We start from the raw sequence: 24,770 nt of genomic DNA on the forward strand, positions 1-24,770 counted from the left end.
GTCATTTGGCCGCCGAGGGTGTGTCGGTGTCTTCGTTCGTGCGGCGACCGACCACGTCACGCACCGCACCGAGGAAGGCCGTTCCGTAGGCTCCCGACTCTGCGATGGCGCTGGCTCGCGTCCAGTCGTTCCAGCTGTCGACGACGACGAGGCCCGCCGGCGCGTTGCGGCTCACGAGTCGCGCCAACCAGCGGCGGAACGTGTACGGGTTGGCGCCGACCACGATCTGCGGATGCCACCGGGACTGCGAGCTGTCGTCGAATCCAGCGGTGGCTGCCGGCACGACGTCAGGCAGGCGCAGCGCCTCGACCGCGGCGATCTCCTGATCTGCGAACTGCGGATAGTAGCGCAGGTGGCCCTCGAACTTCGTGTGGGGACGCACGACACCTTCCGTGGACGGGCCGGTGATCCGCTTGCCGTTCGGGATCCGCACGACAGCGTCGATGCCGTCGGGCAGACGGCGGTCGGGGACCACCTCCGACGGACGTCCATCGCTCACTGCCAGAAGTGCGAGGTCGACGATTCCGGCCTCAGCCGCGCGCTCCCTCAGGGCGCGGGCCACCTGAGGGAACGACGCGAGCCGATGGACGGTGCCCACCACGAGGGCCGGACGCCCTCGGTAGCGCATGCAGCGCTCGTCTGAGAGGAAGGGCAGGAACCCCTCGAACGCCTCGAGCGCATCGGTCAGACCGGCGGCGGGCTCGTCGTCGAGCTCCCCGTGTTCCCGCGCGAGTTCCACCCGGTGCGACTCGTTGTCCCAGAACAGGCCGAGGCCGGCCGAGGACGTCGATCGCAGATGTTCCCAGGCGGCGTCCGACGGAGCCCACCGCCGCCCGAGAGGGCGACCGTCCGTCGTCCGATACAGGAAGCCCGCGATTCCCGTCCTGTGGGCATGATCCCTTCCGTCGACGGGCGAGGCGATCGCATCCTCGAGGTCGGCGGGCAGGAACGGCTGCCGGTGGCCCGCGTAGACGGGACCGGCACGCACGACGGAGTTCCACTCCGGCTCACCCACGACGAGGGGGAAGACCTGCGCCCGCGAGGCGACGGCTCCGGAGGGCGCCTCCGACGCGGCCTCGGCCTCCTCGGGCGTCAGGACCCGCAGGCCGGCCTCGGCCGCGAGCACGCCGATCACCGAGGGAAGGGCATGCGCCATGGTCCCCTGCGTCTGATCCGCCTCGATGTCGAAGTCCCACTCCGACACCCCGAGCGCACGAAGCCCCTGGAACAGGAACGACCGAGCCCACTGGACCCGGCCCTCCACGCGCCGGACCGAGGCACCGGGCGCCACGAGCGGGATGCGCAACAGCGTCTCCTGGACGATCGGCAGGTCGGCATCCGCGTCGAACGGATCGAACAGCACCTCTCTCGGGACGATCGCGGCCACATCCCCGCCGGGCGTGAAGAGATCACGGAGCATCGGTGAGACCTCGCCGATGCCGGCGAGGTCGCGAGGGGAGAGCGGCTCAGGATGCGTCCGGCTCGATGCGTTGATCTTCAGCACCACGTCGTGCGAATCGAAGGCTCCGGCGAGCGCCAGCACCACGAGCGGCAGCTGATCGCGTCCCTGATCCATGATCGAGAGAGCGAGGGAGGACGTGGGAAGCCCACTCGTGTCGATACCGTCCTCGGAGGCGTCGGTGACGATGAGGTCGTGAGGTGTCTCGAGCTCGCGGAGCCCCGCGAGGGCGACGTCGAGGCCGTCCTGGGAGTCGGCATGGACGACGACCAACAGGGCGGGGCGACGCCCAGGGAACACCTCGGTCAGTCGACGGTGCCAGTATCCGGCATGAATGGATCGAGTGCGGTTGTCGAGCCTCTCGACGAAGCTCGAGAGCGCCCAGGGCGGAGCCGCGGACGAGCCCGCCGGAGACAGCCGCTCGCCGTACTCGGTCAGCCGATCGCCGGCGACGGACGCGGCACGCCCGGCGAGGCGACGTGGATCGCGCGCCGCCGCGCGGGCTTTCGAGGCTGCGCGGCGGGCGGCCTGCTCGAGCCGGTCGAGTCCCCTCACAGCCATTCCTCCAGCTCGGCGCCGAAGCGGGCACGCACGGCGATCTCGACGTCGCGACCATAGGGGAAGTACAGCCGGTGCGTGACGAGCATCCGCTTCACGAAGGGCAGGCCCTCCTCCAGCAATCGGTACCACCCGAGGAGCGTCGGGTTCTGCTCGGACCGTGCGATCGTCTCGTGGTCGATCCATGCCGTCCAGGCGATCCCGAGCTCGGCGAGCACCCTGCTCAATCCGATCTCGTACCGCTCGACGATCTCGTCCTTGTCGTCGAGCACCTCGATCGACGACCAGAACTCGCGGAGCCGGGGCTGGGCGAGGACACCGCCGTGAAATCCCATGAAGTAGCTCTGGAGGTGCGGCCAGTACTCTCCGGTGTCGGTGACCCCCCACACCGGTGCCGGCGCGCTCTCGAACGTGCGCAGGAGAGGCTGCATGCTGGCGAACGGCCCCACCAGGCTGTCGTTCACCACGAGAACGTGCTCAGCCTCGAGCAGGTGGGGGTAGAGCGCCATTCCCACGGCCCACGATCCGAAGTCGTAGCCGAGGTTGTCCTTGAGGATCACGGCGGGGTCGACCTCGACGTCGTCCGGCCACTTGAGGGGACCCGGCGATGACCGCGTCAAGACCACGGCGTATCCGCCGGCCTCGAGCTCGGCTACCAGTCGCGCCAGAGAGCGGCTGACGCGCGCGTCGGGCGCCCAGCTCGCGACGAAGGCCACCCGCCGCGCCCCTCGGAACCGATCGGCGTCGGACTGGATCGAGACGGTGGGGAGCACCTCGGGGAGCACGAGCCGCCGGGCGTTCGCCCCGGCCTCGACGACCTGCGCGCTCATCGCGTCCAGTACCCCTCGTGCTGCATCTGGGACGCCCATCGCGACTGCAGCAGCTCGAGCTCGTACGACGCGATCGTGGCCACGCGCGACTTCGACTCGAAGTGGTAGAGCTCCGCATCGGGTGTCCAGAGCGCGGTGCGCCCGATCGCGCGGAGCTTCATGCAGAGGTCGACGTCGTTGTAGTTGCCGGGCAGGAGGTCGGAGAAGCCACCTGCGGCGAAGTAGTCGTCGCGCGAGAGCATGGCACAGGCCGCCGTGTCACCCGAGACCTCGCGAGTCACCCTCAGGAGCACATCGTCGGAGTCGGCCGGGAGCCCGAACGCGGCGTGGCCGGCCGCGCCGCCGATGTAGATGTGGCCGCCGTGCTGGACCGTCCCGTCCTCGAAGCGCAGCAGCGCGCCCACGATGCCCACCTCGGACCTCTGGGCGAGCACGAGCAGCGCCTCGATCCACCCCGGGGTGATCACCTCGACGTCGTCGTTGAGGAGCAGAAGGTACTCCCCCGAGGCGTGGACGGCGCCGAGGTTCATCTTGGCGGAGAAGTTGAACGGGGCGTCCCAGTCGACGAGCACGAGACGATCTCCCGCGATCGCCCGCAGCTCGGCGCGGACCTCATCGGGCATCACGGTGTCGGCGACGACGACGATCTCGACGTGGGGGTAGCTGGACCGCTCGACCACGTCGCGCACCGCCTCGACGACGAGGCACCGGTCGCTGCCGCGCACGTCCGCGACGGTGCCGCGGGTGGGGATCACGACGGACACCAGCGGCTCCCCGTCGACGACGCGGCGGATGCGCAGCGCCTCGGGCGAGACCCGCTCGACGGTCGAGCCCGGCTCGGTCCGGCCAACGTGCGCCTGGAGCGCGCCCACGGCATCCGCATGCGCGATCTCGCCTGCGCGGCGGGGCGGACGCGAGAGCGCGCGCCGCACGTGACGCAGCTGCACACCCCGCTCGAGCGTGCGCAGGACGAGGTCGTAGAGGGGCGCTCCGGCCGGCGCCCCCGCGAGGCCACCCGCTGCGTCGAAGACCCCGCGATCGACGGCGAACGTCGTCCCGATGTAGCCGGTGCCCCGGAACAGCTCAGGCGAGCAATCGGGCCTCGCGACGACGACGTCCGACCACGAATCGGAGGACCACGCGTCGCCGTACGCGAGAGTCGCCTCGCCCTCGTCGCCGAGTGCGGTGAGGAGTTCGTCGACGGCGCCGGGATCGATCGCGCCGCGGCCGTCCAGGAAGACCACCGCGCCTGCCTCGCCCAGAGCGGCCCGGTCGACGGAGCCGAGGGTGTCACCCCTGACCACCGCGGCGTCCGGCACGACGCGGGCCGCGGTCTCCGCGGCGAACAGCACTTCGGACGCGGCGTCGCTCGGGACGAGGAGCACCAGGCGAACGGACGCGGAGGACGACTCGACCGCCGTCCGGATCGTCTCCAGCCGAGCAGCGTCCGCCCGGTCGACCGTCGCGACCACGACCGCGCTCCGAGTGGGCCCCGCGATCATCGGATCCGCTTCGCGATCCCGCGCAGGATGCGGACGGGCGTGAGCACCAGACTGCCGACCCGCCAGGTGGTGGAGGATCGGATGGCGGCGAGCTCCTGGGCCAGTGACTCTGCCCGGCCGTCGACGACGACCGGTCCGGGTACGCGCGAGACGGCGATGGTGAGCTCGGCGACACGTGCCTCGAGTCCGAGGACGCGGTCGACGAGAGCGAGCTGTCGCAGCTCGAGCTCGTGGCGGCTCGGATCGGACTGACCCTGTTCCGGGATTGATGTCACCTGGTCGCTCCTTCACGCGCGGACGGCTTGTCGGTGGACGGGTCGATCTCGCGGACCGAGGGCTCGGCGTACATGCTGCCCACCGCGAAGGGGAACTGGGTCACGTCGAACGACGCGATCTGCGACCCGTCGGCGAGGTGGACGCCGCGGCCATCGGTGAAGGTGCCGTTGATGAAGTACTTGCCTCCGCCGAGCCGGACGTCCTTGATGAGGAACTCGACGGTGCGATCGCCCTTCAGCGGGTCGAGCTCGACGCCGAGGTGCTGCGTCGTCGTCGCATAGACCACCTGCCCGGTGGTGTTGTCGATGCCGAGGCCCGCGATCCAGTCGTCGATGCCCGCGGCGTGACGATAGTCGATCTGCACCTCGAGATCGTCGCCGGGCTGGACGGGCTCGCCGATCGCTCGGCCGATCGCGTGAACGCGGGCTCCCGTGATCTCGCCGGCCGGAGCGGCGGGTGCCGGAGCGGACCCGCGGGAGTCCTCGATCCCCTCGACACGGTCTCGCTCGAGGATGTCGCGGAACGCCGCGGTCGCCTCGATCGGCGAGCCGTCGACCACCAGCTCGCCACGGTTGAGCAGCACGACCCTCTCGCAGAGGTCGGACACCTGCTCGAGGGAGTGCGAGACGATGACGATGGTCCGGCCCTCGTACTGGAACTCGCGGATCTTGTCGAGGCACTTCCGCTGGAACGCCTCGTCGCCGACCGCCAGGACCTCATCGACGAGCAGCAGGTCGGGATCGACGTGCACCGCGACGGAGAACGCGAGCCGGATGTACATGCCGCTGGAGTAGAACTTCACCTGCGTGTCGATGAACTTGCCGATGCCCGAGAACTCGACGATCTCGTCGAAGTACTGGTCGGTCTGCCTTCTCGACAACCCCAGGATGGAGGCATTGAGGTAGACGTTCTCGCGACCGGTCAGATCCTGGTGGAAGCCGGCGCCGAGCTCGAGGAGAGCGGCCAGCCGCCCGCGTCGGCGCACAGCGCCGCGGGTCGGCTCGATGATGCCGCCGATCGCCTTCAGCATCGTGCTCTTGCCCGAACCGTTCGATCCGATGAGTCCCACGGTGGTTCCGGCGTTGATCTCGAACGACACGTCCTTCAGCGCCCAGAAGTCCTCTTTGAAGCGGCGCGAGCGGCCCGCGTTGACGAGCCTCTCCTTGAGGCTCTTGTCCTTGCGGATCGTGAATCGCTTCGAGACGTTCTGGACCTGGATGACGGGGACGGAGGTGGCCATGGTCTAGAGCTCCTGAGCGAAGTTGCCCTGCAGACGCGAGAACACGCGCTGCGACACGAACAGCAGCACCACGCCCACAACGGCCGCGACGAGCATCCGGATGCCCAGGTTGTCGGGCGGGACGGACCCGCTGGTCGGCGCCCAGACCGCTTCCTGGAAGCCGATCACGGCGAGGGTCACCGGGTTGTTCAGATAGACCTGCGCCAGCCAGTCGGGCATGTGCACCGTGGCGAAGCTCCACGCGTAGAGGATGGGCGAGCCCCACATGAGCAGCATCAGCACGACCTCGACGATGTACTGGATGTCGCGGAGATACACGTTGAGCGCGGACAGCAGGATGCCGAGCGCCGTGGCGTAGACGAGGATCAAGACGACCGCACCCACGCCGTAGAGCAGGTGGAACCCGAAGGTGAGCGTGCCCAGCAGCACGGCGGCGACCAGCAGGATGACGAGCTGGATCACGAAGTTGAACAGCGCCGACCCGACCGCGGACAACGGGAAGATCTCCCGCGGCAGGTAGACCTTCTTCACCAGTCCGGAGTTGGCGAGGATCGACGAGGTGCCTCCCGCCACGATCTCGCTGAACAGCGTGTAGATCGTGAGGCCGGCGAAGATGTAGACAGCGAAGTTGTCGATCGAGCGGGCGGCGCCCAGGAACTGGCCGACGACGACGAAGTAGATGAAAAGCTGGGTCAGCGGCCGGATGAGCGACCAGACGAAGCCCAGCGAGCTGTCCTTGTAGCGAGCCTTGAGCTCACGCCGGACGAGGAGGTTGAGCAGCTCCTTGTGGCGCCAGATGTCGACGAGCGACGATCGTGTGCCGGAGACCACCGTCGCCTTGGCCGTCACCTCGTCCCATTCAGTGGCTGCCAGTCGCGCGCTCCGTTCGAGCGCCGCACCCGCGTTGATGGCCATGTATTGAGGAGTCTCCTGAGGGGATCAGTCGGAATTCGACAAGTCGAAAGGATACATCAGCGTCCCTGAGCGTCCTTGCGGCTGTGCTCCAGCGATCCGCGCCGGATCGCCTCGTCGTCGGTGAGGTCGACGTGCGTCGCCGCACGGTAGGACGACCACTTGGCCAGATGGTACGCCGGGTTCCGCAGCAGCCACCCGAGCCGCGCGGCGCGGCCGTAGTCGCGGTCGCGCAGGAGACGCGCGGTGTCGCCGAGGATGCCCCGCACGGTGAGCCTGGCCTGGGCGATCCGGCCGAGCGGCGGGATGTCCTTGCCGATCTGACGGAGGCCGACCGTCTCGTCGAAGATGCGCTTGCGGTACTCGGCCAGCGTGAGGTCGTTCGAGTGGATGACGGCGCCGCGCGGCGCGTAGGCCTTGGTCAGCCCGGCGTCGATGACGTCGCGACCGAACATCATGTCCTCCGAGTACCGGACGTCGCGGTACGGGATGACGTCGAGCAGGAAGTCGCGCCGGGTCGCCGAGTTCACGTCGGAGTAGAAGGAGAGCGCGTCGAGCGTACCCTGGTCGGTCGTCACGCCGTCCCAGCGGAACAGCGTCGTGCCGAAGTCGGGCCCGAAGCCGGCGAACACCATCTGGATCTCGTACTTCAGCAGCGGGAAGCAGCTGCGGCGCGGGATCTGCTTGCCCATCACCGCCACGACGTCGAGCGACTCGTCGACGAGCGGAGCGCACATCTCGTGCAGCCACCGATCGTGCGCGGGGATCGCGTCGTGCGAGAGGTAGGCCACCACACGGCCGCGAGCGAGCGAGGCGCCGAGGTTGCGCGTGCGCCCGTGCCCGAACTCCTCGTTCGGGATGGTGTGGAGCCGCACCTCCGGGTGTCGCGCGACGATGTCGAGCGTCGCGTCGGTCGATCCGGAGTCGATCACCAGCACCTCGAAGGCGCCGTCGAAGCTCTGGCGCTCGAGCGCGGTGAGGATCTGGTCGAGGTAGGTCTCGCCGTTGTACGTGGGGATGACCACGGTGGCGTCGAGATCGGGGGTCGTCGAGGGGATCTGCCCCGTGCTCTGCGCGCTCATCGCTCGCTCTCCAGGATGCCCGCCCAGGTGAGCGCGACGCCCTCGCGCAGTGGGACGTAGTCGATGGGCCCGAACTCGGACTCGTAGCGGGCGGTGTCGAGGACGGATGTCTTCACGAAGGTCGAGGGTATCGGCGTGCGCTCCACGGCGGGGGCGAGGCCGGTCACGTCCTCGATCACCTCGAGGAGCTCGGCGATCGTCGTCCCCTCGCCACGCCCCACGTTGTAGAGCGAGTGCCGTGTGTCGCGGCCGACGGCGCCGGTGACCATCCGCACCACGTCGTCGACGTAGACGAAGTCGCGCACCATCGAGCCGTCGCCGAGCACGGTGACGGGCTGCCCGTGCCGGAGGCGCTGCAGGAAGATCGGGATGACGCCCTGCCGCTTGGTGGGACGCTGCCCGGGCCCGTAGGGGTTCGAGATGCGGAAGACCGTCGACGCCAGGCCGGACTTGGCGCGGAAGTAACGGAGGTAGCCCTCGATCGCGAGCTTGCCGATGGCATACGGCGACACCGGGAGCGGGGCCACGGTCTCGGCGAGCGCCACTCCGGGCTGGTCGCCGTAGATGGCGCCGCCCGTGGAGGCGTAGTACACGTGCTCGACGCCCGCGGCGACGCAGGCCTGCAGCAGGTCGACCGTCGAGATGAGGTTGGTGCGGATGTCGAGCGTCGGATCGCTCTCTGCCGAGGCCGGGGTCGTCGTCGAGACGAAGTGGAAGACGTACTGCTGCCCCTCGAGGGCGGCGGCCACGTCGGCGTGGTTCATGAAGTCGCCCACGACCTGGCGCACGGTGCTCGAACGGTATGACACCACGCCCGCCGAGAAGCGGTCGAACGCGGTGACCTCGTGTCCCTCGGCCACGAGCTGGTCGACGAGGGCGGCCCCCAGGAAGCCGTTGCCCCCCACGACGACGCACCTAGCCACGGAGAGACTCCTCGACGGCGCGGACGAACGCCGCGCCCGACGTGGCCCAGTCGACGTTCTGCACGCTCGCCGACGCGGCGGCGGCGTGCGCCGGCAGATCGTCGCGCTCGACGACCTCGATCATGCGGCGGGCGAGCGCGGGCGGCGACGCCTCGGTGAACTCGAAGTAGGGGTTGTCGCTGACCAGGCGGTTGTTCGGGCCGTCGTTGATCACGGGGATGACGCCCGCCGCGAGGAGTTCGAGCGGCAGCAACGACATGTTGGTCAGCGAGATGACGAGCCCCGTGGCGCACCGGTTGTAGAGGCCGTTGAGCTCGTCGAGGCGCAGGTTCTTGAGGTTGTTGTACGCGAAGGGGATCTTGTACTTCGAGACGTCCCAGCCTGCGAGATTGATCGTGTAGTCGGGCTTGGCCTCGGCGAAGCGCTGCAGCGCGAGGATGCCCAGCTCGAAGCCGCGGCGGGCGGTCACGGGGCGGGCGTAGAAGAAGACCTCCTTGCGCTCGCCCGTGTGGGTCACGCGGTACCTGTCCGCATCCGCCCCGAACTCGAACGGCGTGGTCTTCATGCCGTACTCGTCGCGCAGCTTCTTCGCCAGGAAGCCGCCGGCGGTGAAGGCCTCGAAGCCGAACCGGTAGGAGTTCTCGGCCAGCACGGCCTCCGACCCCACCGGGAAGAAGTAGGGCTCGAAGTCCTGCACGAAGTAGAGACGGCGGGCCGGCGACGGGTCCAGGAACGAGGGGTAGGCCGTCTCCCAGCCGGTGGCGAAGATCGCGTCGACGTCGGGATCGACCGCGCCGTCGTAGGCGCGGAAGGTGGCGCGGATCTCCGGGTACGACGGCGACGACTGGATCATCTGCTGCACGAGCGCCGGGCTGAACGCCTCGTTCGCGGCGTAGAGGTAGACGCGGTTGCGGTGCCCGGCGTCCTCCAGGTGCTTCATGAAGCGGAAGATGTTCTGCGCACCTCCGCTCGACTCGCCGGGCGGGTACATGATCCACGCGAAGGTGATCGACTCGCCGGTCACCGTCACCGGCGAGGTCACCGCCGGATGCGGGATGCTCCAGTCGACGGCGGCCGCGTCGTCGGCCTTGACGAGGAAGCGCAGCGGCACCGAGTTGGGCAGCGCCTTGGGCTCGCCCAGCACACGCGTGATCACGCGGGACACGACGGCCTTCACACCCTGCTCGCGTAGGACCAGCCAGGCCTTCTTGATCGCATCCATCCGCACAAGGCTACTAGGCGGTGGCGTGCATCCTCTCGTCGAAGAGCTGCAGGAACCGCTCGCCGGGGTCGTCCCAGCGCATGGCGGCGACGGAGGCGGAGATCGTGGCCGCGTGCTCGGCCTGGTCGGCCCGGTCGACGATGTCGATGAGACGACGGGCGATCGCGCCGGGGGCCATCGGCACGTACTCGATGTGCTCGCTGTCGAAGACGTCGCGCGTGTTGGCGGCGTCGTTCACCACGGGCACCACACCGCTGGCCATGACCTCCATGGGCAGCAGCGACAGGTTCGTGAGCGAGAGGATGAGGCCCGCCGCGCAGCGGTTGTAGACCTCGTTCAGCTGAGCGATGTCGAGCGCGCGGTGGTTCACGTAGGGGAACGGCACGGGGTAGGGCGAGATGTCCCAGCCCACCATGTTGATGGTGATGTCGGGTCGCAGCCGGTGCAGCTCGGTGAGCGCCAGGCGCCCGAACTCGAACGCGCGGCGGGCTGTGGGCGGCCGGGCGTAGAACAGCACCTCGCCCCGCCGGCCGGTGTTGGTGAGCGAGTAGCGCGACCGGTCGACCGCGTAGTCGTACCAACCGCCCGGCATCCCGTAGTCGGCTGTGAGGGTGCGCGCCAGCCAGCGGCCGGCGGAGATGCCGTAGAACCCGAAGCGGTACGTGTTCTCGGCGAGCACGAAGTCGCTGCCCCAGGGGTAGAACGCGGGCTCGAAATCCTGGGTGAAGTAGAAGCGGCGCGCCGCCGTGGGGTGGCGGAAGACCGGGTAGGCGGTCTCCCATCCGGTCGCGAAGACGGCGTCGGCGTCGCGATCGAGCCCCGCCGCGGGGTCGTACACGCGGAGGTCGCCCTTGAGGTCGGGATAGGCGTTCGTGGTGCGGAGCATCTCGCGGATCTCGGCCACGTCGACCGCCTGCTGCTGCGTCGTGTAGAAGTACACCGTCACCGAGTGGCCCGCCTGCTCGAGGAAGTGCATGAAGCGGAAGGCGTTCTGGTGCCCTCCGCTCGTGCGACCGGGCGGGGAGATCACCCAGACCGTCTTCGCCGGGCCCTCGACGGGCGGCAGCGGGTCGGTGAGGAACCGCGGCGGGACCGTCCAGTCGACGGCGATCGCGTCGTCGGGATGGACGAGCGACTCGCCCGGCTTGTTCGGGTTGAGGTCGAGCGAGAGCCGGTTGAACGTGCGCGACAGCGCCATCCGCGGCCCCTCGCCCCTCAACGACGCCCACGCCCGTGTACCGATGCTGCTCATGGTGCCCTTCTCCCGTCCCCCAGCGGACTCGGCGTTATCGTAGTGGGCATGGATGACGGCGACCTGATGCGCTGCACGGTCATCGTCGTCAACTGGAACGGCGGCGCCTACGTGCAGGAGTGCCTCGAGTCGCTCGTGGGCCAGACCGCGCCCGGCGCCGAGGTCGAGGTGCTCGTCGTCGACAACGCGTCGAGCGACGGTTCCGATCGCGAGATCGAGGCCCGCTGGCCGCAGGTGCGGCTGCTGCGCACCGGCCGCAACCTCGGCTTCGCGGGTGGCGTGGAGGCCGGCCTCCGCGCCTCCGAGGGCGACGTCGTCGTGCTGATCAACAACGACGCCGTCGCGCGGCCCGGCTTCGTCGCCGCGCTCCTCGAGCCGCTCCGCGCCGACCCTCAGGTGGCGGCCGTCACCGGACGCATCGTCCTCGCCGGCGACTTCGTGCCGGCCGCCGAGGGCGTCGCCGCGTACGTCAACGCCGAGGGCGACCGGTGGATGCGCTCCGAGCTCGGCGGGACCACCCTGCTGAACAGCACGGGGAACCTCGTCTCGACCTCGGGCAACGGGCGCGACCGGTCCTGGCTGATCCCGGTCGACGACGACGTGAGCCCGCCCGACGTGTTCGGCTTCTGCGGGGGCGCGGCCGCCCTGCGCCGGAGCGCCGTCGCCGCCGCGGGCGGCTTCGACGGCGGTCTCTTCATGTACTACGAGGACACCGACCTGTCGTGGCGCCTCCGCCGATTCGGGTACACGATCCGGTACGCGTCGAGGGCGGTCACCGTGCACCGGCACGCCGCGTCGTCCGGGGTGCGCTCGCGCTTCTTCATCACCCAGAACGTCCGCAACCGCATCCTCGTCGCGGCACGCAACGCGCCGCCCACGGTGCTGCGCACCGCGCTCGTGCGCTCGGCGGGGAGCGCGGCCAAGGCGTCGCTCGCCCTCGTGCGCGAGGGGTTCTCGGCGGAGGCGCGGGCCAGGTTCGCCGGCACGTGGTCCGGTCTGCTGCAGGCGCTCCTGGCGCTCCCCCGCTACCGCGCGTCCGGACGCCGGCTCGATGCGCGGTCGGGCACGCCACGAGAGTTCGTCGAGGACTGGCTCGTCCGCGACTGAGCGAGGACTCAGCGCGCTCGGACCCTGTGCATCCATCGGGACGAGCGCAATCGCTCGCCCCAGCGGTACTCGACCCGCTCGTCGATGACGCGCATCCGATTCCGGAGCTCGTCTAGCTCGCTCCTGGCACTCGCGTTCGCCTCAGCGGCGCCCCGCAGCTCGTCGCGCTCCGACTCGAGCTCGGCGACACGGCTCTCCGCCGCCTCGGCCCGGGTGCTCACGGCCTCCAAGCGTCGCTCGAGGTCGAGCTCGTGCCCGGCACTCAACGCTGACATCGAGCGCATCGCCGCCACGGCCGGCTGAGCAGCCTCGATCTCGTCGACGGGGTACGACACGTCGGGCACACCGAAGCCGAGGTCGGCGAGCCGCGGTTCCTCGCGGAGCACGCCGCGCGACACGCCGTCGGTGAGCTCGTCGCTCGAGGGGCTGCGAGCGAGGTACACGATCGGGAGCAAGCCCATCCGCCAGCGCCGGAAGTCGAGCATGCCGTGGTGGTGGGGGCTCGGTGCGAGATCGGGGTTGCTCTCATAGGCCAGGCCGGCCTGGGTCACCTTCTGCTCGAACTGGCGATACGACCGCCAAGGGATGTGCAGGACCTCGAGGCCCAGGCCGGGCGGCGGCGCCTCCCCCGGGTCGAGGTCGACGGCGTGGTTGCCCTGCGAGACCGTGACGTCCGGAGATCCTCTGTGCACGACATCGGCGGTCGGATGCTGCCTGACGCCCGCGGATCGGAGCTCGAGGGGATCGCGGAGGTCCCGGTAGACCAGCCGACCCAGGCCGGTGCCGGACTTCGCGGGCGGGCCGACGAGGTTGACGACATTGGTAGCGAACGTCGAGACGCCTGTCGGCATGCGCTCGAGCACCTCATGCACGGTGGTCCCTCCGATCGGGACGAAGAACTCGTCGGCATCGGCGTTGATCACCCAGTCCGCGCCGTGGAGACGGAAGGCGTCGCGGGCCATCCCGGTCACCACGGACCACTGCTGCTTGCGGTGGACCGGGTCGTGACGAAGGTCCACCAGACCGCCCGCGGCGTATCGTTCGAGGATCTCGGTCGTACCGTCGACGGAACCGTTGTCGGTGACGACGAACAGGTCGACGCCTTGGGCGCGATGATGCTCGATCATCGCCTCGATGACGTCCGACTCGTCGCGGACCATCAACGTCATCACTGTCTTCATTCGGGATATCTCGTGATCGGGACTCGGCAGGGGATGATCGCTCCACCCTATCCATGAGCTGGGCCGCTCTCGTCGCGCCGCCGATAGGATGAGGCGGATGACCTCCCTCCCCCGCGTGCTGCTCGACGCGACGTCGATCCCGCCGTCCAGGGGCGGTGTGGCCCGCTTCCTCGCGGGTCTGACGTCGGGTCTCGAGTCGCTGGGCGCGGTGATCGACATCGCGGTGAAGCGCGAGGACGTCGAGTTCCTCGCCGCGGCGGCGCCGTCGCACCGCTACCACCTCGTCGCGCCCGCCGTGTCCCGGCGGCCCGTGCGCCTGGTGTGGGAGCAGGCCACCCTCCCGCGGCTCGCCGGTCGGCTCGGCTGCGCGGTCGTGCACTCCCCGCACTACACGTTCCCCCTCGCCGGCCGAGCAGGACGCGTCGTGACCCTCCACGACGCCACGTTCTTCTCGACGCCTGAGGCCCACAGCCGGGTGAAGGGCACGTTCTTCCGCCGGTGGACCACCCTCGCGGCCCGCCGGGCGGATGCGCTGGTCGCCGTGAGCGAGGCCACCGAGCGCGAGGTCACGGCGCACGTCGCGCGCATCTCGGCGCCGATCTCGGTCGCCTACCTCGGCGTCGACCGCGCGGTGTTCCGCCCGCCGACCCCCGAGGCCGTCGACTCCCTGCGCGCCCGTCTGGGCCTCGCGACCGACGAGCCCTGGATCGCGTTCCTCGGCACCATCGAACCCCGCAAGAACGTCCCCGCCCTCATCCGCGCCGTGAAGCGGCTGCGCGCGGCCGACCCGACCTTCCCCCGGCTCGTGATCTCCGGCTCCCGCGGCTGGGACGAGGAGGCGGCCCGCCTGCTCGACGGTCAGGACCCGGGTGTGATCGAGGCCGGCTACCTGCCCCTCGACGAGCTGTCCGCCCTGCTCGGCGGCGCCACCGTGGTGGCCTACCCGAGCCTCGGCGAGGGCTTCGGGCTGCCCGTTCTCGAGGGGATGGCCTGCGGCGCCCCCGTCCTCACCACCCGACGCCTCTCGATCCCCGAGGTGGGCGGCGACGCCGTCGCGTACACCGAGCCCGACGAGGACTCCCTCGCCGAGGCGCTCTCCGCCCTCGTCGCCGACCCGACCCGGCGCGCGACGCTCGCCGCGGCGGGAGCCGAGCGCAGCATCCGTTTCACCTGGGAGGAGTGCGCGACGCGCTACCTCGAGGCCTATCGGACGGCGGCCGGCGCATGAGCGGGCCCCGGGTGGCGGTGGTCACGGTGAGCTACGGGTCCGAGTCCGTGCTCGGCCCCTTCCTCGACTCGGTGCGCACGGCCTCGGCCGATCCGTCGGGTGTCGTCGTGGTGGTCGCCGACAACAAGCCCGTGTCGCCCTCGCCGGTCGAGGAGATCGCGGCCGGCCACAGCGCGACCTACCTCCCGCTGCCGTCGAACCGGGGGTACGGGGGCGGGATGAACGCCGCCGTCGCGGCGCTGCCGCCCGGTGTGGAGTGGGTGCTGGTGTCGAACCCCGACATCGTTCTCGAGCCGGGGTCGCTCGATCAGCTCGTCGCCGCGGGCGAGGCCTCCCACGACATCGGCGCGGTGGGCCCCCGTGTGATGACCGACGGCGCCGTCTACCCGTCGGCGCGTGCGATACCGAGCGTCGTCACCGGCGCCGGGCACGCCCTGCTCAGCCGCGTCTGGCCGGGCAACCCGTGGACGCGCGCCTACCGACGCGACACGTCCACCGAACCGGTGGCGCGCGATGCGGGCTGGTTGAGCGGATCGTGTCAGCTCGTCAGGCGCACGGCGTTCGACGCCATCGGCGGCTTCGACGAGAGCTACTTCATGTACTTCGAGGACGTCGACCTCGGCCACCGCCTGGGTCGCGCCGGCTGGCGCAACCGGTACGAGCCCTCCGCGATCGTCGCCCACTCCGGAGCGCACTCGACCGAGGGCGAGTCGGTCGCCATGCTGCGGGCGCACCACGAGAGCGCCTACCGCTTCATGGCCGCCCGTTACCCGTCGTGGTGGCAGTGGCCGCTGCGCGCAGCGCTGAAGGCCGGGCTGTCGCTGCGGCTCGCGGTCGAGTCGCGCCGAGCGACGCGCTGAGCGGGTCTCAGCCGACGGCGATGCCGACCGCCGTCACCTCGCGGATCACGCGCTCCACCTGCTCGTCGGTCATCCCCGCCCAGAGCGGCAGACGCACCAGGCGCTCGGCGAAGCTCGTGGCGTGCACGAGCGGCCGCAGCCGCCGTCCGTAGCGCTCCCCCGCGGGCGAGACGTCGAGCGGCATGTAGTGGAACGTCGCCATGACCCCCGCGGCACGGAGTCGGTCGATCAGGGCCATCTGCTGCTCGTGCGTGGGGAGCAGCAGATAGAACAGGTGCGCGGTGTGCTCTGCTCCGGGCGGCGGCGACATCAGCTCGACACCGTGGTCGTCGGCCCATCCGGCGAGACCCTCCGAGTACCGCCGCCAGACCGAGTGGCGGAGCGACTGGATGGTGTCGAAGTCGTCGAGCTGCGAATCGAGCACGGCCGAGCCCAGCTCGCTGATGAGGTAGCTCGAGCCGATGTCGACCCAGGTGTACTTGTCGACCTGGCCGCGGATGTACTGCGACCGGTTGGTGCCCTTCTCGCGGAGGATCTCGGCGCGTGCGAGGTCGGCGCGGTCGTTGACGAGGAGCGCGCCGCCCTCCCCAGAGTGGACGTTCTTGGTGTCGTGGAAGCTCTGGATGCCGAACCGGCCGACCGATCCCAGCGACCGGCCGTCGAGACGGCCGCCCAGGCCGTGCGCGTTGTCCTCGATGATGGCCAGCCCGTGCTCCTCGGCCACCGACTCCAGGTCGGCGAGCGGCACCCCGACCCCGCCGTAGTGCATCACCGAGATCGCGCGGGTGGCCGGCCCCACGGCCTCCGCCACCTGCTCGGGATCGATGTTGCCGGTGTGCGGATCGACGTCGACGAAGACGCAGGTCGCACCGCTGAGGGCCACGGAGACGGCCGCCGAGGGGAACGTGAAGCTGGGGAGGATGACCTCGTCGCCCGGGCCCAGGTCGAGCAGGCGTGCGGCCATCTCGAGGGCGTCGGTGCCCGACGACGTGAGCAGCACGTCGCCCGCCTCGGTGATCGCCTTGACCTTGCCGCCGGCGGAGGTCGTGAAGGGACCGTCGCCGTGCACGTGGTCGCTCTCGAGCACCGCCGTCAGGTTGGCGAGCTCACGCGCGCTGCGGTAGGGCCGGGAGAACAGGACCGGAGGAGCGGGGTGGGTCACTCGCACATGATGGCAGGCCGAGGTGACGCACATCTCGGACAGGCCGGACCCAGGTCAGGCGCTCAGTCGATCCCCAGGAACGGTCAGCTCGACGCGAGCAGGTTCAGCAGGTACGTGCCGTATCCGCTCTTCGTCAGCGGCGTCGCGAGAGCCTCGAGCTGGGCGTCGTCGATCCAGCCCGCGCGCCAGGCGATCTCCTCGATGCAGCCGATCTTGAAGCCCTGACGGTCCTCGATCACGCGCACGTACTCGGAGGCCTGCATCATCGACTCGAAGGTCCCGGTGTCGAGCCAGGCGGTGCCCCGGTCGAGCACCTGCACGGCCAGTCGGCCCGCCTCGAGGTAGCGCTCGTTGACCGTCGAGATCTCGAGCTCACCGCGCGCGCTCGGCTCGATCGACTTCGCGATCTCGATCACGTCGTTGTCGTAGAAGTACAGCCCGGGCACCGCGTAGTTGCTCTTCGGCACCTCGGGCTTCTCCTCGATGGAGAGCGCGGTGAAGTCGTCGTCGAACTCGACCACGCCGTAGGCGCGCGGGTTCGACACGTGGTACGCGAAGATCCGCCCGCCCTCGATCTCGCCATTCGCCCGCAGCGACGACCCGAGGCCCACGCCGTGGAAGATGTTGTCGCCGAGCACGAGGGCGACCGACTCATCGCCGATGAACTCCTCGCCGATGATGAACGCCTGCGCGAGCCCGTCGGGGCTCGGCTGCACCGCGTACTCGATCCGCATGCCCAGCTGAGATCCGTCGCCGAACAGGGAGCGGAACTGCTCGTTGTACTCCGGCGTCGTGATGATGAGCACCTCGTTGATGCCCGACATCATCAGCGTCGACAGCGGGTAGTAGACCATCGGCTTGTCGTAGATGGGCATGAGCTGCTTCGAGATGCCCTTGGTGATGGGCCAGAGCCGGGTGCCGGAGCCGCCGGCGAGGATGATTCCGCGCATGAGTCCGTGATCCTATCGGGTGGCGAGGCTCGCGTAGAACTCGCGGGCGGCCGCGTAGTCGGGCAGCAGCCCCTGCTCGCGCGCCTCGGCGAGCCCGGGCGCGTCGGTGTCCTTGGGAGAGAGCAGCAGCTCGCCTGCCTCCTCGGGGAAGCGGAGCGCGACCTCCTCGTCGAGCGGATTGATGCCGTGCTCACGCGGCGCGTTGAACGGCGCGCTCACGAGGTAGCTGACCGTGGCGTCGTCGGTGAGCGCGACGAAGCAGTGGCCGAGGCCCTCGGCGATGTAGGCCGCACGGCGGTCGACGCCGTCGAGCAGGACGCTGTCCCACTGGCCGAAGGTGGGCGACCCGACGCGGATGTCGACGATGAAGTCGAGCACGGCGCCGTAGGTGCACGTGACGTACTTGGCCTGGCTCGGCGGCACGTCGGCGAAGTGGATGCCGCGCACGACTCCGCGCTTCGACACCGAGGTGTTCGCCTGCGCCAGGTTCAGCGGATGCCCGATCACCTCTTCGAGGCGATCGAACCGGTACCACTCGAGGAACACTCCCCGGTCGTCGCCGAACTGCTTCGGCGTGATCTCGTAGGAGTCGGGGATCGAGAGCTCACGGATGTCCACGCCCCGAAGTCTACCGAGGAAGGGCCTGTCAGCCCCGGTCGCCCGGCCAGTGCGTTCCGGTGTGCGGAGACTCGCCCGCTACAATCGACGGGTCATCGAGCGAGGAGTACCCACCCACATGAAGAAGATCCTGGTCACCGGCGGCGCCGGGTTCATCGGCTCCAACTTCGTGCGTCGCACGCTGGAGGACGCCTACCCGGGCCTCGAGGGCGCGGAGGTGGTGGTGCTCGACGCACTGACCTACTCCGGCAACCTCGACAACCTCCTTCCGGTGTCCGACTCGCCGCGGCTCACGTTCGTCAAGGGCGACATCCGCGACGGCCAGCTGCTCGACGACCTCTTCCCGGGTCTGGATGCCGTGGTGCACTTCGCCGCCGAGTCGCACGTCGACCGCTCGGTGCGCGACGCGTCGATCTTCGTCGAGACCAACGTGCTCGGCACGCAGCAGCTGCTCGACGCCGCGCTCCGCCACGACCTGCCCCGCTTCGTGCACGTGTCGACCGACGAGGTCTACGGCTCGATCGCGGAGGGCTCGTGGGCCGAGGATCGCCCGCTCGAGCCGAACTCGCCGTACTCGGCGTCCAAGGCCGGCAGCGACCTGCTCGCCCGCTCGTACTACCGCACGCACGGCCTCAACCTCTCGATCACGCGCTGCTCGAACAACTACGGTCCCTACCACTTCCCCGAGAAGGTCATCCCCCTCTTCGTCACCAACCTCATCGACGACAAGCACGTGCCGCTCTACGGCGAGGGCAACAACATCCGCGACTGGCTGCACGTCGACGACCACACCCGCGGCATCGCGATGGTGCTCACCCGCGGCCGCGCCGGCGAGATCTACAACATCGGCGGCGGCACCGAGCTGACCAACAAGGAGCTCACGCAGCTGCTCCTCGACGCCACCGGCAAGGACTGGTCGTACGTCGACCGCGTCGCCGACCGTCTCGGGCACGACCTGCGCTACTCGGTCGACATCTCCAAGATCCAGGCCGAGCTCGGTTACGAGCCCCTCGTGCCGTTCGAGCAGGGCCTGGCCGACGTGGTGCAGTGGTACCGCGACAACCGCGCCTGGTGGGAGCCGCTCAAGGCCCGCGCCGCTCTGGTCTGAGGCACCGAACCGTGACGCGATACCTCATCACCGGCGCCTCCGGGATGCTCGGGCACGACCTCCAGCGCGCCCTCGAGGGCCGCGACGTGGTCGCTCTCTCGCGCGCCGACCTCGACATCACCGACCCGGCGGCCGTCGCGGCCGCGCTGGCCGGGATCGACGTCGTCTTCAACTGCGCGGCGTACACGAAGGTCGACGCCGCCGAGACCGACGAGGAGGCCGCCTACGCGGTCAACGCGACCGGCGCCGAGACCCTCGCGCTGGCGACGGCGGCGAACGACGCCACGCTCATCCAGATCTCGACCGACTACGTCTTCCAGGGCGACGCCACGACTCCGTACCGCGAGGACGAGCCGCGCGATCCGCTCAACGCCTACGGCCGCACCAAGGCCGCGGGCGAGGAGGCCGTGCTGCGGCTCAACCCCGCCCGGGGCTACGTGGTTCGCACCGCATGGCTGTACGGCGCCGACGGCCCCAACTTCCCCACCACCATGCTCCGCCTCGGGCGCGAGCGCGACACCGTGAGCGTCGTCGCCGACCAGGTCGGACAGCCGACATGGACGGCCGATCTGGCCCGTCAGCTCGTGCTGCTGGCCGACTCCGGCGCCCCGGCGGGGATCTACCACGGCACGAACGCGGGCACCGCCTCCTGGTTCGAGTTCGCCCAGGCGACCTTCCAGGAAGCCGGACTGTCCCCTGATAAGGTCGAACCCACCGACAGCTCGCAGTTCGTCCGTCCTGCCCCGCGTCCCGCGTACTCCGTACTCGGACACGACGCGTGGTCCCGAGCAGGTCTCGCGCCCATGCGCGACTGGCGGGCCGCCCTGCATGAGGCGGCGACCTCGGGAGTCTTTGGAGAGTGATGGCAACGCTGCGAGTGATCGTCGATCAGCTCGTCGCGGATGTTCCGGGGGGAATCGGTCGTTACACCACTGAACTGACCCGTCAGCTCATCGCGACAGCTCCGCGTGGATGCGACGTCGAGGGGATCGTGTCGAAGATCTCCGACGAGCGCGCCGCCGAGATCCGCGAGTCCCTCCCGGGCCTCGCCGACCTCCACCGCGCGACGCTGCCGCGGCGCGAGCTGACGGCCGCATGGCAGCACGGGGTCATCGGGTCGTCGGGCAACGGGATGGTGCACGCGACGAGCCTCATGGCGCCGCTGCGCCGGCACAACCGGGCTGAGCAGCTCGGCACCCAGGTGGCCGTGACCATCCACGACGTCGTCCCGTGGACGCATCCGGATGCGCTCACCCCGCGGGGTGTCGCCTGGCACCGCGCGATGGCCAAGCGCGCGGCCAAGTACGCCGACGCCATCGTGGTGCCCACGCATGCCGTGGCCGCCGACCTCGACCGCTACTTCTCATTCGGCGACCGGATCCGGGTGATCGGCGGTGCGGTCAGCCCGGCGCTCAAGGTGCCGGTGCAGGCCTCGGCGCGCGCCCGCGCGCTCGAGCTGCCCGACCGCTACCTGCTCGCCGTCGGCACGCTCGAGCCCCGCAAGGGTCTCGAGCTGCTCATCCGCGCCCTCGCCCTGCCGCAGTCGGGCGATCTACCGCTGCTCATCGCCGGACCCCAGGGCTGGGGCGACGTCGACGTGCTCCAGGTCGCCGCCTCCGCCGGTGTCGACGCGTCTCGTGTGCGGGTGCTCGGCTTCCTCAGCGACAGCGACCTCGCCCTCGTCATCGAGCGGGCGACGGCGTTCGTGTACCCGAGCCTGGCCGAGGGCTTCGGCCTGCCCGTCGTCGAGGCGATGAGCCTCGGCACACCCGTCATCCACGCGAACGTCCCCGCGCTCGTCGAGGTGGGCGCCGGCGCGACCTACGTGATCGAGCGCACGACGGCCGACGACTATCCCGCGCAGATCGCGGAGGCGATCGAGGCTGTCACGACGGATGCGGCACTCGCCGAGCGTCTGACGATCTCGGGCCTCGACCGCGCCCGCTCCTTCTCCTGGCGCGACTCCGCCGAGAAGGTCTGGCAGCTCCACGCCGACCTCTGACGTCGGTCCCGCGTCCCTTCTGACGTTCCGCCACCCTCCTGGCGTTCCGCCATGCGCATGCACGTGGCGAAACGCCAGCAGCGTGGCGAAACGGGGGCTACTGGGGGGCCGGGGTGGCGGGGGCCAGGGCCGCCGAGACCGTGTCGTGGATGACGGTGTAGTCCGGGTCCTCGGGGTCGATGAGGGGCGGCGTGAGCTCGACCGAGTCGATGGGGAGGTCCTTCGTCTTCATCGCGAGCTCGACGAAGAACGGCAGGGTCGACTGCGGGATGTCGGTCTTCACGACCTGGGCGCCGGCCGAGGCGATGCCCTGGAACTTCGACAGCACGTTCGCGGGGTCGAACTGCGCGAGGATCGCCTCCTGCAGCTGACGCTGACGCTCCATGCGGTCGTAGTCGCTCGTGGTGTGGCGTGAGCGCGCGTACCAGAGGGCGAGGTCGCCGTCCATGTGCTGCATGCCCGGCTCGATCCAGCCCTCGACCTCGTTGAGGTCCTCGTCGCCGCCGATCGGCAGGCGCTCGGCGACGTCGATGTCGACCCCGCCGAGCGCATCGATGAGGTCGGCGAAGCCCTGCATGTCGATGAGCACGTAGTACTGGATGGTGATGCCCAGCACACCCTCGACCGCATCCTTCGTGGCCTCGATGCCGGGCAGCGAGCCCTCGGCCTCGGCGTTCGGGTAGAGGTCCTGGTCGTACGCCTCGACGCGCGGGTAGAGGAAGCTGATCTGGCACTGGTCACCGCAGTCGTATGTGCCGTCGGGCGCGTAGTCGGAGCCGATGAGGGGCGACCCCTCCGCCAGCGGCGCGTTCTCGAGGTTGCGCGGGATGCCGAACATCGTGGCCTTGCCGGTCTCCGCGTCGATCGACACCACCGACAGCGAGTCGGGTCGCATGCCCTCGCGGTCGGGCCCGGCGTCGCCGCCGAGGAGCAGGATGTTGTAGCGCCCGTCGACCGGCGGCTCGGCGGCAGCCTGCACGTTGAAGACCGCGTTGAGCAGGTCGCGCTGCGACCCGGCGAGCGAGGCGCCGTAGGCGGCCGATCCGGCCGAGACGAAGAGCAGGATCACGGCGAACGCCGCGATGAGGGGTCTCGCCTGTGGGGTGACGCGGATGATGCGCACGAGCCGGAGCGTGTCGAACGTGAGCACGATCCAGAGCAGGGCGTACGCGACGAGGATCACCTGGAGGATCGTCAGCGCGACCGGCATCGTCGCCAGACCGATGAGCGTCGAGCGCGAGACCAGGCCGACGATCACCGTCACGATGAGCAGCAGCCACATGAAGAGGGTGAAGACCAGGCCGAAGCGGCCGAGCCGCCGGTTGCCCGCGAGCACCTGCGCCGATCCGGGGATCAGCACGTTCATGACGACCAGCCACCAGCCGCGCACGGTCATCGCCTTCTCCGACCCGAGGTCGGGGTGGCGGATGGGGCTCGCGGTCAGCGTCGTCACAGGCGCTCCTGGAGGTCGTTGTTCTTCCGATCGACGAGCTCGACCAGCTCTTCGCGATAGCCCGCGAGGCGGTCGGCGATCCCGTCGTCGGCGATCGAGAGGATGCTGAGGGCCAGCAGGCCCGCGTTCTTGGCGTTGCCGATCGAGACGGTGGCCACCGGGATGCCGGCGGGCATCTGCACGATCGAGAGCAGGGAGTCGAGCCCGTCGAGCCTGGCCAGCGGCACGGGCACCCCGATGACGGGGAGCGTGGTGACCGCGGCGAGCATGCCGGGCAGGTGCGCGGCGCCGCCGGCGCCCGCGATGACGACGCGGAGGCCGCGGAGCCTCGCCGTCCGGCCGTAGTCGATCATGCGCTCGGGGGTGCGGTGCGCGGAGACCACCTGCACCTCGGCGGGCACGCCGAAGTCGTCGAGGACCTCGACGGCGTCCTTCATGACGGTGAAGTCGGAGTCGGAACCCATGACGATTCCTACGACGGGCGCGGGTGATGACACGGATGACACTCTAGGTCGGCCACCCTGGGATCCCTCCGTACCCGCTCGGCGTGGGCGAGGAATCCTGATCCGTCACTTTCGGCTAGTGCGAGGCCGCCGCACTAGCCGAAAGTGACGGATCAGGGATGGCGAGCGCGCGGGGCTCACTCGCGGAAGAAGGCGGCGGCAGCGCGGGCGCGGTAGGTGACGTCGTCGAGGTCGTCGCCCGTCGCGGTGACGTGCCCGATCTTCCGGCCCGGACGCGGGCTCTTGCCGTACAGGTGCACCTTCGCCTGCGGCTGGTCGGCGAGCGCTCCGGGCAGGCGCTCGTCGAGCGTCGCCGTCTCGGGCCCCCCGAGGATGTTGATCATGACCGCCCACGGCTCGCGCACCCCGGTCGCGCCGAGGGGCAGGTCGAGCACGGCGCGCAGGTGCTGCTCGAACTGGCTCGTCGTCGACCCGTCGATGCTCCAGTGCCCGCTGTTGTGCGGGCGCATGGCGAGCTCGTTGACGAGGATGCGGTCGTCGTCGGTCTCGAACAGCTCGACGGCGAGCACTCCCGTGACGCCGAGGCCCTCGGCGATCTCGAGCCCGATGCGCGCCGCCATCTCGGCGAGGCGCTCCGCCGCGCCGGGGGCGGGCGCGAAGACCTCGGCACAGACGCCGTCCTGCTGCACGGTCTCGACGACCGGCCAGAGCGTCGTCTCGCCGGAGGGCCGCCGGGCCACGAGCTGCGCGAGCTCGCGACGGAACGACACCAGCTCCTCCACGAGCAGCGCTCCCCCGCGGCCGTCCTCGTCGAGGGCGGCGAACCAGTCCTCCACGTCGGAGGCGGCGCGCACGACACGCACGCCCTTGCCGTCGTAGCCGCCGCGCGCCGTCTTCACGACCCCGGCGCCGCCGTGGTCGTCGAGGAAGGCCTGCAGGGCGGCGGCATCCGACACCGCGGCCCAGTCGGGGATGGGTACGCCGAGCGCGGCCAGCCCCTCGCGCATGCGGATCTTGTCCTGGGCGTACTGCAGCGCATCCGGACCAGGGTGCACCGCGACCCCGCGGGAGACGAGCTCGCGCAGCACGCTCTGCGGGACGTGCTCGTGGTCGAAGGTGACCACGTCGACGGTCTCGGCGAACGCGACCACCGTATCGAGGTCGCGGTAGTCGCCCACCTGCGAGGCCGCGATCTGCGCGGCCATCCCCTCGTCCTCGGCGAGCACGCGGATGTCGATCCCCAGCTCGATCGCGGGCGGGATCATCATCCGCGCCAGCTGTCCGCCACCGATCACGCCCACTCTCAGCACGGCGTCCAGCCTACTCGGGCCGCCGCGCGCAGCCGAGGTCCGGGCGGCACGCATCAGAGGTTCGACTGAAC

Annotated in this window: 23 protein-coding genes; 6 read left to right on the plus strand and 17 right to left on the minus strand. The window is 70.1% G+C overall.

Features of this window, described 5'->3' with window-relative positions; all coding sequences use genetic code 11:
* Nucleotide 1: 1 nt before the first annotated feature.
* Genes ACFJGV_RS05560 through ACFJGV_RS05605 form a run of 10 tightly spaced genes read right to left on the minus strand, consistent with a single transcriptional unit; the run spans nucleotide 2 to nucleotide 11,256 of the window.
* On the minus strand, nucleotides 2-2,014 hold the full coding sequence (locus ACFJGV_RS05560) for a glycoside hydrolase family 99-like domain-containing protein (protein WP_378147468.1): 2,013 nt from the start codon (nucleotides 2,012-2,014) through the stop codon (nucleotides 2-4).
* Entirely contained in the window at nucleotides 2,011-2,847 is an 837-nt protein-coding gene (locus ACFJGV_RS05565; RefSeq protein ID WP_378147470.1) for a rhamnan synthesis F family protein, read from the minus strand. The genes ACFJGV_RS05560 and ACFJGV_RS05565 overlap by 4 nt, the downstream gene beginning before the upstream one ends.
* A complete protein-coding gene (locus ACFJGV_RS05570) occupies nucleotides 2,844-4,349 on the minus strand; it encodes a glycosyltransferase (RefSeq protein WP_378147472.1) in 1,506 nt (501 codons plus the stop codon). Before ACFJGV_RS05570 ends, ACFJGV_RS05565 begins: the two co-directional genes overlap by 4 nt.
* Nucleotides 4,346-4,624, minus strand: a complete 279-nt coding sequence (locus tag ACFJGV_RS05575) for a hypothetical protein (RefSeq protein WP_378147474.1) — start codon at nucleotides 4,622-4,624, stop codon at nucleotides 4,346-4,348. The genes ACFJGV_RS05570 and ACFJGV_RS05575 overlap by 4 nt, the downstream gene beginning before the upstream one ends.
* Nucleotides 4,621-5,865 (minus strand): ABC transporter ATP-binding protein, encoded by a 1,245-nt coding sequence (locus ACFJGV_RS05580; protein ID WP_378147475.1) that lies wholly within the window; start codon nucleotides 5,863-5,865, stop codon nucleotides 4,621-4,623. Before ACFJGV_RS05580 ends, ACFJGV_RS05575 begins: the two co-directional genes overlap by 4 nt.
* Nucleotides 5,866-5,868: 3 nt before the next feature.
* Nucleotides 5,869-6,780 carry an ABC transporter permease gene (locus ACFJGV_RS05585; protein WP_378147477.1) on the minus strand — a complete coding sequence of 304 codons (912 nt, stop codon included), beginning with the start codon at nucleotides 6,778-6,780 and terminating at the stop codon, nucleotides 5,869-5,871.
* Between the two features lie 56 nt (nucleotides 6,781-6,836).
* Complete coding sequence (locus tag ACFJGV_RS05590) at nucleotides 6,837-7,859, minus strand: glycosyltransferase family 2 protein (protein WP_378147478.1); 1,023 nt, start codon at nucleotides 7,857-7,859, stop codon at nucleotides 6,837-6,839.
* A complete protein-coding gene (locus ACFJGV_RS05595) occupies nucleotides 7,856-8,782 on the minus strand; it encodes an NAD-dependent epimerase/dehydratase family protein (RefSeq protein ID WP_378147480.1) in 927 nt (308 codons plus the stop codon). The genes ACFJGV_RS05590 and ACFJGV_RS05595 overlap by 4 nt, the downstream gene beginning before the upstream one ends.
* On the minus strand, nucleotides 8,775-10,004 hold the full coding sequence (locus ACFJGV_RS05600; protein WP_378147482.1) for a glycosyltransferase family 1 protein: 1,230 nt from the start codon (nucleotides 10,002-10,004) through the stop codon (nucleotides 8,775-8,777). Before ACFJGV_RS05600 ends, ACFJGV_RS05595 begins: the two co-directional genes overlap by 8 nt.
* A 13-nt stretch (nucleotides 10,005-10,017) precedes the next feature.
* Nucleotides 10,018-11,256: a glycosyltransferase family 1 protein gene (locus tag ACFJGV_RS05605; RefSeq protein WP_378147483.1), complete on the minus strand. Its 1,239-nt coding sequence runs from the start codon at nucleotides 11,254-11,256 to the stop codon at nucleotides 10,018-10,020.
* A gap of 48 nt (nucleotides 11,257-11,304) precedes the next feature.
* Between ACFJGV_RS05605 and ACFJGV_RS05610 the strand changes: the two genes are divergently transcribed.
* Nucleotides 11,305-12,363 carry a glycosyltransferase family 2 protein gene (locus ACFJGV_RS05610; RefSeq protein ID WP_378147485.1) on the plus strand — a complete coding sequence of 353 codons (1,059 nt, stop codon included), beginning with the start codon at nucleotides 11,305-11,307 and terminating at the stop codon, nucleotides 12,361-12,363.
* Between the two features lie 8 nt (nucleotides 12,364-12,371).
* Here the strand turns inward: ACFJGV_RS05610 and ACFJGV_RS05615 are convergent, their stop codons facing one another.
* Nucleotides 12,372-13,532 carry a glycosyltransferase family 2 protein gene (locus ACFJGV_RS05615; RefSeq protein ID WP_378147486.1) on the minus strand — a complete coding sequence of 387 codons (1,161 nt, stop codon included), beginning with the start codon at nucleotides 13,530-13,532 and terminating at the stop codon, nucleotides 12,372-12,374.
* A gap of 109 nt (nucleotides 13,533-13,641) precedes the next feature.
* Here ACFJGV_RS05615 and ACFJGV_RS05620 point away from each other — a divergent pair, with 109 nt between their 5' ends.
* The gene (locus ACFJGV_RS05620; protein ID WP_378147488.1) at nucleotides 13,642-14,772 is read left to right on the plus strand and encodes a glycosyltransferase family 4 protein; all 1,131 of its coding nucleotides are present in this window, start codon (nucleotides 13,642-13,644) and stop codon (nucleotides 14,770-14,772) included.
* Nucleotides 14,769-15,632: a glycosyltransferase family 2 protein gene (locus ACFJGV_RS05625; RefSeq protein ID WP_378147489.1), complete on the plus strand. Its 864-nt coding sequence runs from the start codon at nucleotides 14,769-14,771 to the stop codon at nucleotides 15,630-15,632. The genes ACFJGV_RS05620 and ACFJGV_RS05625 overlap by 4 nt, the downstream gene beginning before the upstream one ends.
* Before the next feature lie 7 nt (nucleotides 15,633-15,639).
* On the opposite strand, the gene rffA is transcribed toward ACFJGV_RS05625, so the two are convergent.
* The 3 genes from rffA to ACFJGV_RS05640 all read right to left on the minus strand — a co-directional run bounded on the left by rffA (nucleotide 15,640) and on the right by ACFJGV_RS05640 (nucleotide 18,362).
* Nucleotides 15,640-16,794, minus strand: coding sequence for a dTDP-4-amino-4,6-dideoxygalactose transaminase (gene rffA, locus ACFJGV_RS05630; RefSeq protein ID WP_378147491.1), 1,155 nt, complete (start codon nucleotides 16,792-16,794; stop codon nucleotides 15,640-15,642).
* Between the two features lie 83 nt (nucleotides 16,795-16,877).
* Entirely contained in the window at nucleotides 16,878-17,744 is an 867-nt protein-coding gene (gene rfbA / locus ACFJGV_RS05635) for a glucose-1-phosphate thymidylyltransferase RfbA (RefSeq protein ID WP_378147492.1), read from the minus strand.
* Nucleotides 17,745-17,756: 12 nt separating this feature from the next.
* The gene (locus tag ACFJGV_RS05640) at nucleotides 17,757-18,362 is read right to left on the minus strand and encodes a dTDP-4-dehydrorhamnose 3,5-epimerase family protein (protein ID WP_378147494.1); all 606 of its coding nucleotides are present in this window, start codon (nucleotides 18,360-18,362) and stop codon (nucleotides 17,757-17,759) included.
* Nucleotides 18,363-18,480: 118 nt separating this feature from the next.
* Here ACFJGV_RS05640 and rfbB point away from each other — a divergent pair, with 118 nt between their 5' ends.
* Genes rfbB through ACFJGV_RS05655 form a run of 3 tightly spaced genes read left to right on the plus strand, consistent with a single transcriptional unit; the run spans nucleotide 18,481 to nucleotide 21,472 of the window.
* Complete coding sequence (gene rfbB, locus ACFJGV_RS05645; protein WP_378147496.1) at nucleotides 18,481-19,470, plus strand: dTDP-glucose 4,6-dehydratase; 990 nt, start codon at nucleotides 18,481-18,483, stop codon at nucleotides 19,468-19,470.
* Between the two features lie 11 nt (nucleotides 19,471-19,481).
* Entirely contained in the window at nucleotides 19,482-20,333 is an 852-nt protein-coding gene (gene rfbD, locus ACFJGV_RS05650; protein ID WP_378147497.1) for a dTDP-4-dehydrorhamnose reductase, read from the plus strand.
* Nucleotides 20,333-21,472, plus strand: a complete 1,140-nt coding sequence (locus ACFJGV_RS05655; protein ID WP_378147498.1) for a glycosyltransferase family 4 protein — start codon at nucleotides 20,333-20,335, stop codon at nucleotides 21,470-21,472. Before rfbD ends, ACFJGV_RS05655 begins: the two co-directional genes overlap by 1 nt.
* Nucleotides 21,473-21,569: 97 nt before the next feature.
* Here the strand turns inward: ACFJGV_RS05655 and ACFJGV_RS05660 are convergent, their stop codons facing one another.
* From ACFJGV_RS05660 to ACFJGV_RS05670, 3 genes are all read right to left on the minus strand, one after another.
* On the minus strand, nucleotides 21,570-22,868 hold the full coding sequence (locus tag ACFJGV_RS05660) for an LCP family protein (protein ID WP_378148641.1): 1,299 nt from the start codon (nucleotides 22,866-22,868) through the stop codon (nucleotides 21,570-21,572).
* A gap of 53 nt (nucleotides 22,869-22,921) precedes the next feature.
* Nucleotides 22,922-23,389, minus strand: a complete 468-nt coding sequence (gene purE, locus ACFJGV_RS05665) for a 5-(carboxyamino)imidazole ribonucleotide mutase (RefSeq protein WP_378147500.1) — start codon at nucleotides 23,387-23,389, stop codon at nucleotides 22,922-22,924.
* 176 nt (nucleotides 23,390-23,565) lie between these two features.
* Nucleotides 23,566-24,753, minus strand: a complete 1,188-nt coding sequence (locus tag ACFJGV_RS05670; protein WP_378147502.1) for a 5-(carboxyamino)imidazole ribonucleotide synthase — start codon at nucleotides 24,751-24,753, stop codon at nucleotides 23,566-23,568.
* Nucleotides 24,754-24,770: the final 17 nt, after the last annotated feature.

It is taken from the genome of Cnuibacter sp. UC19_7 (assembly GCF_042699995.1).
Taxonomy (GTDB): Bacteria; Actinomycetota; Actinomycetes; order Actinomycetales; family Microbacteriaceae; genus Cnuibacter.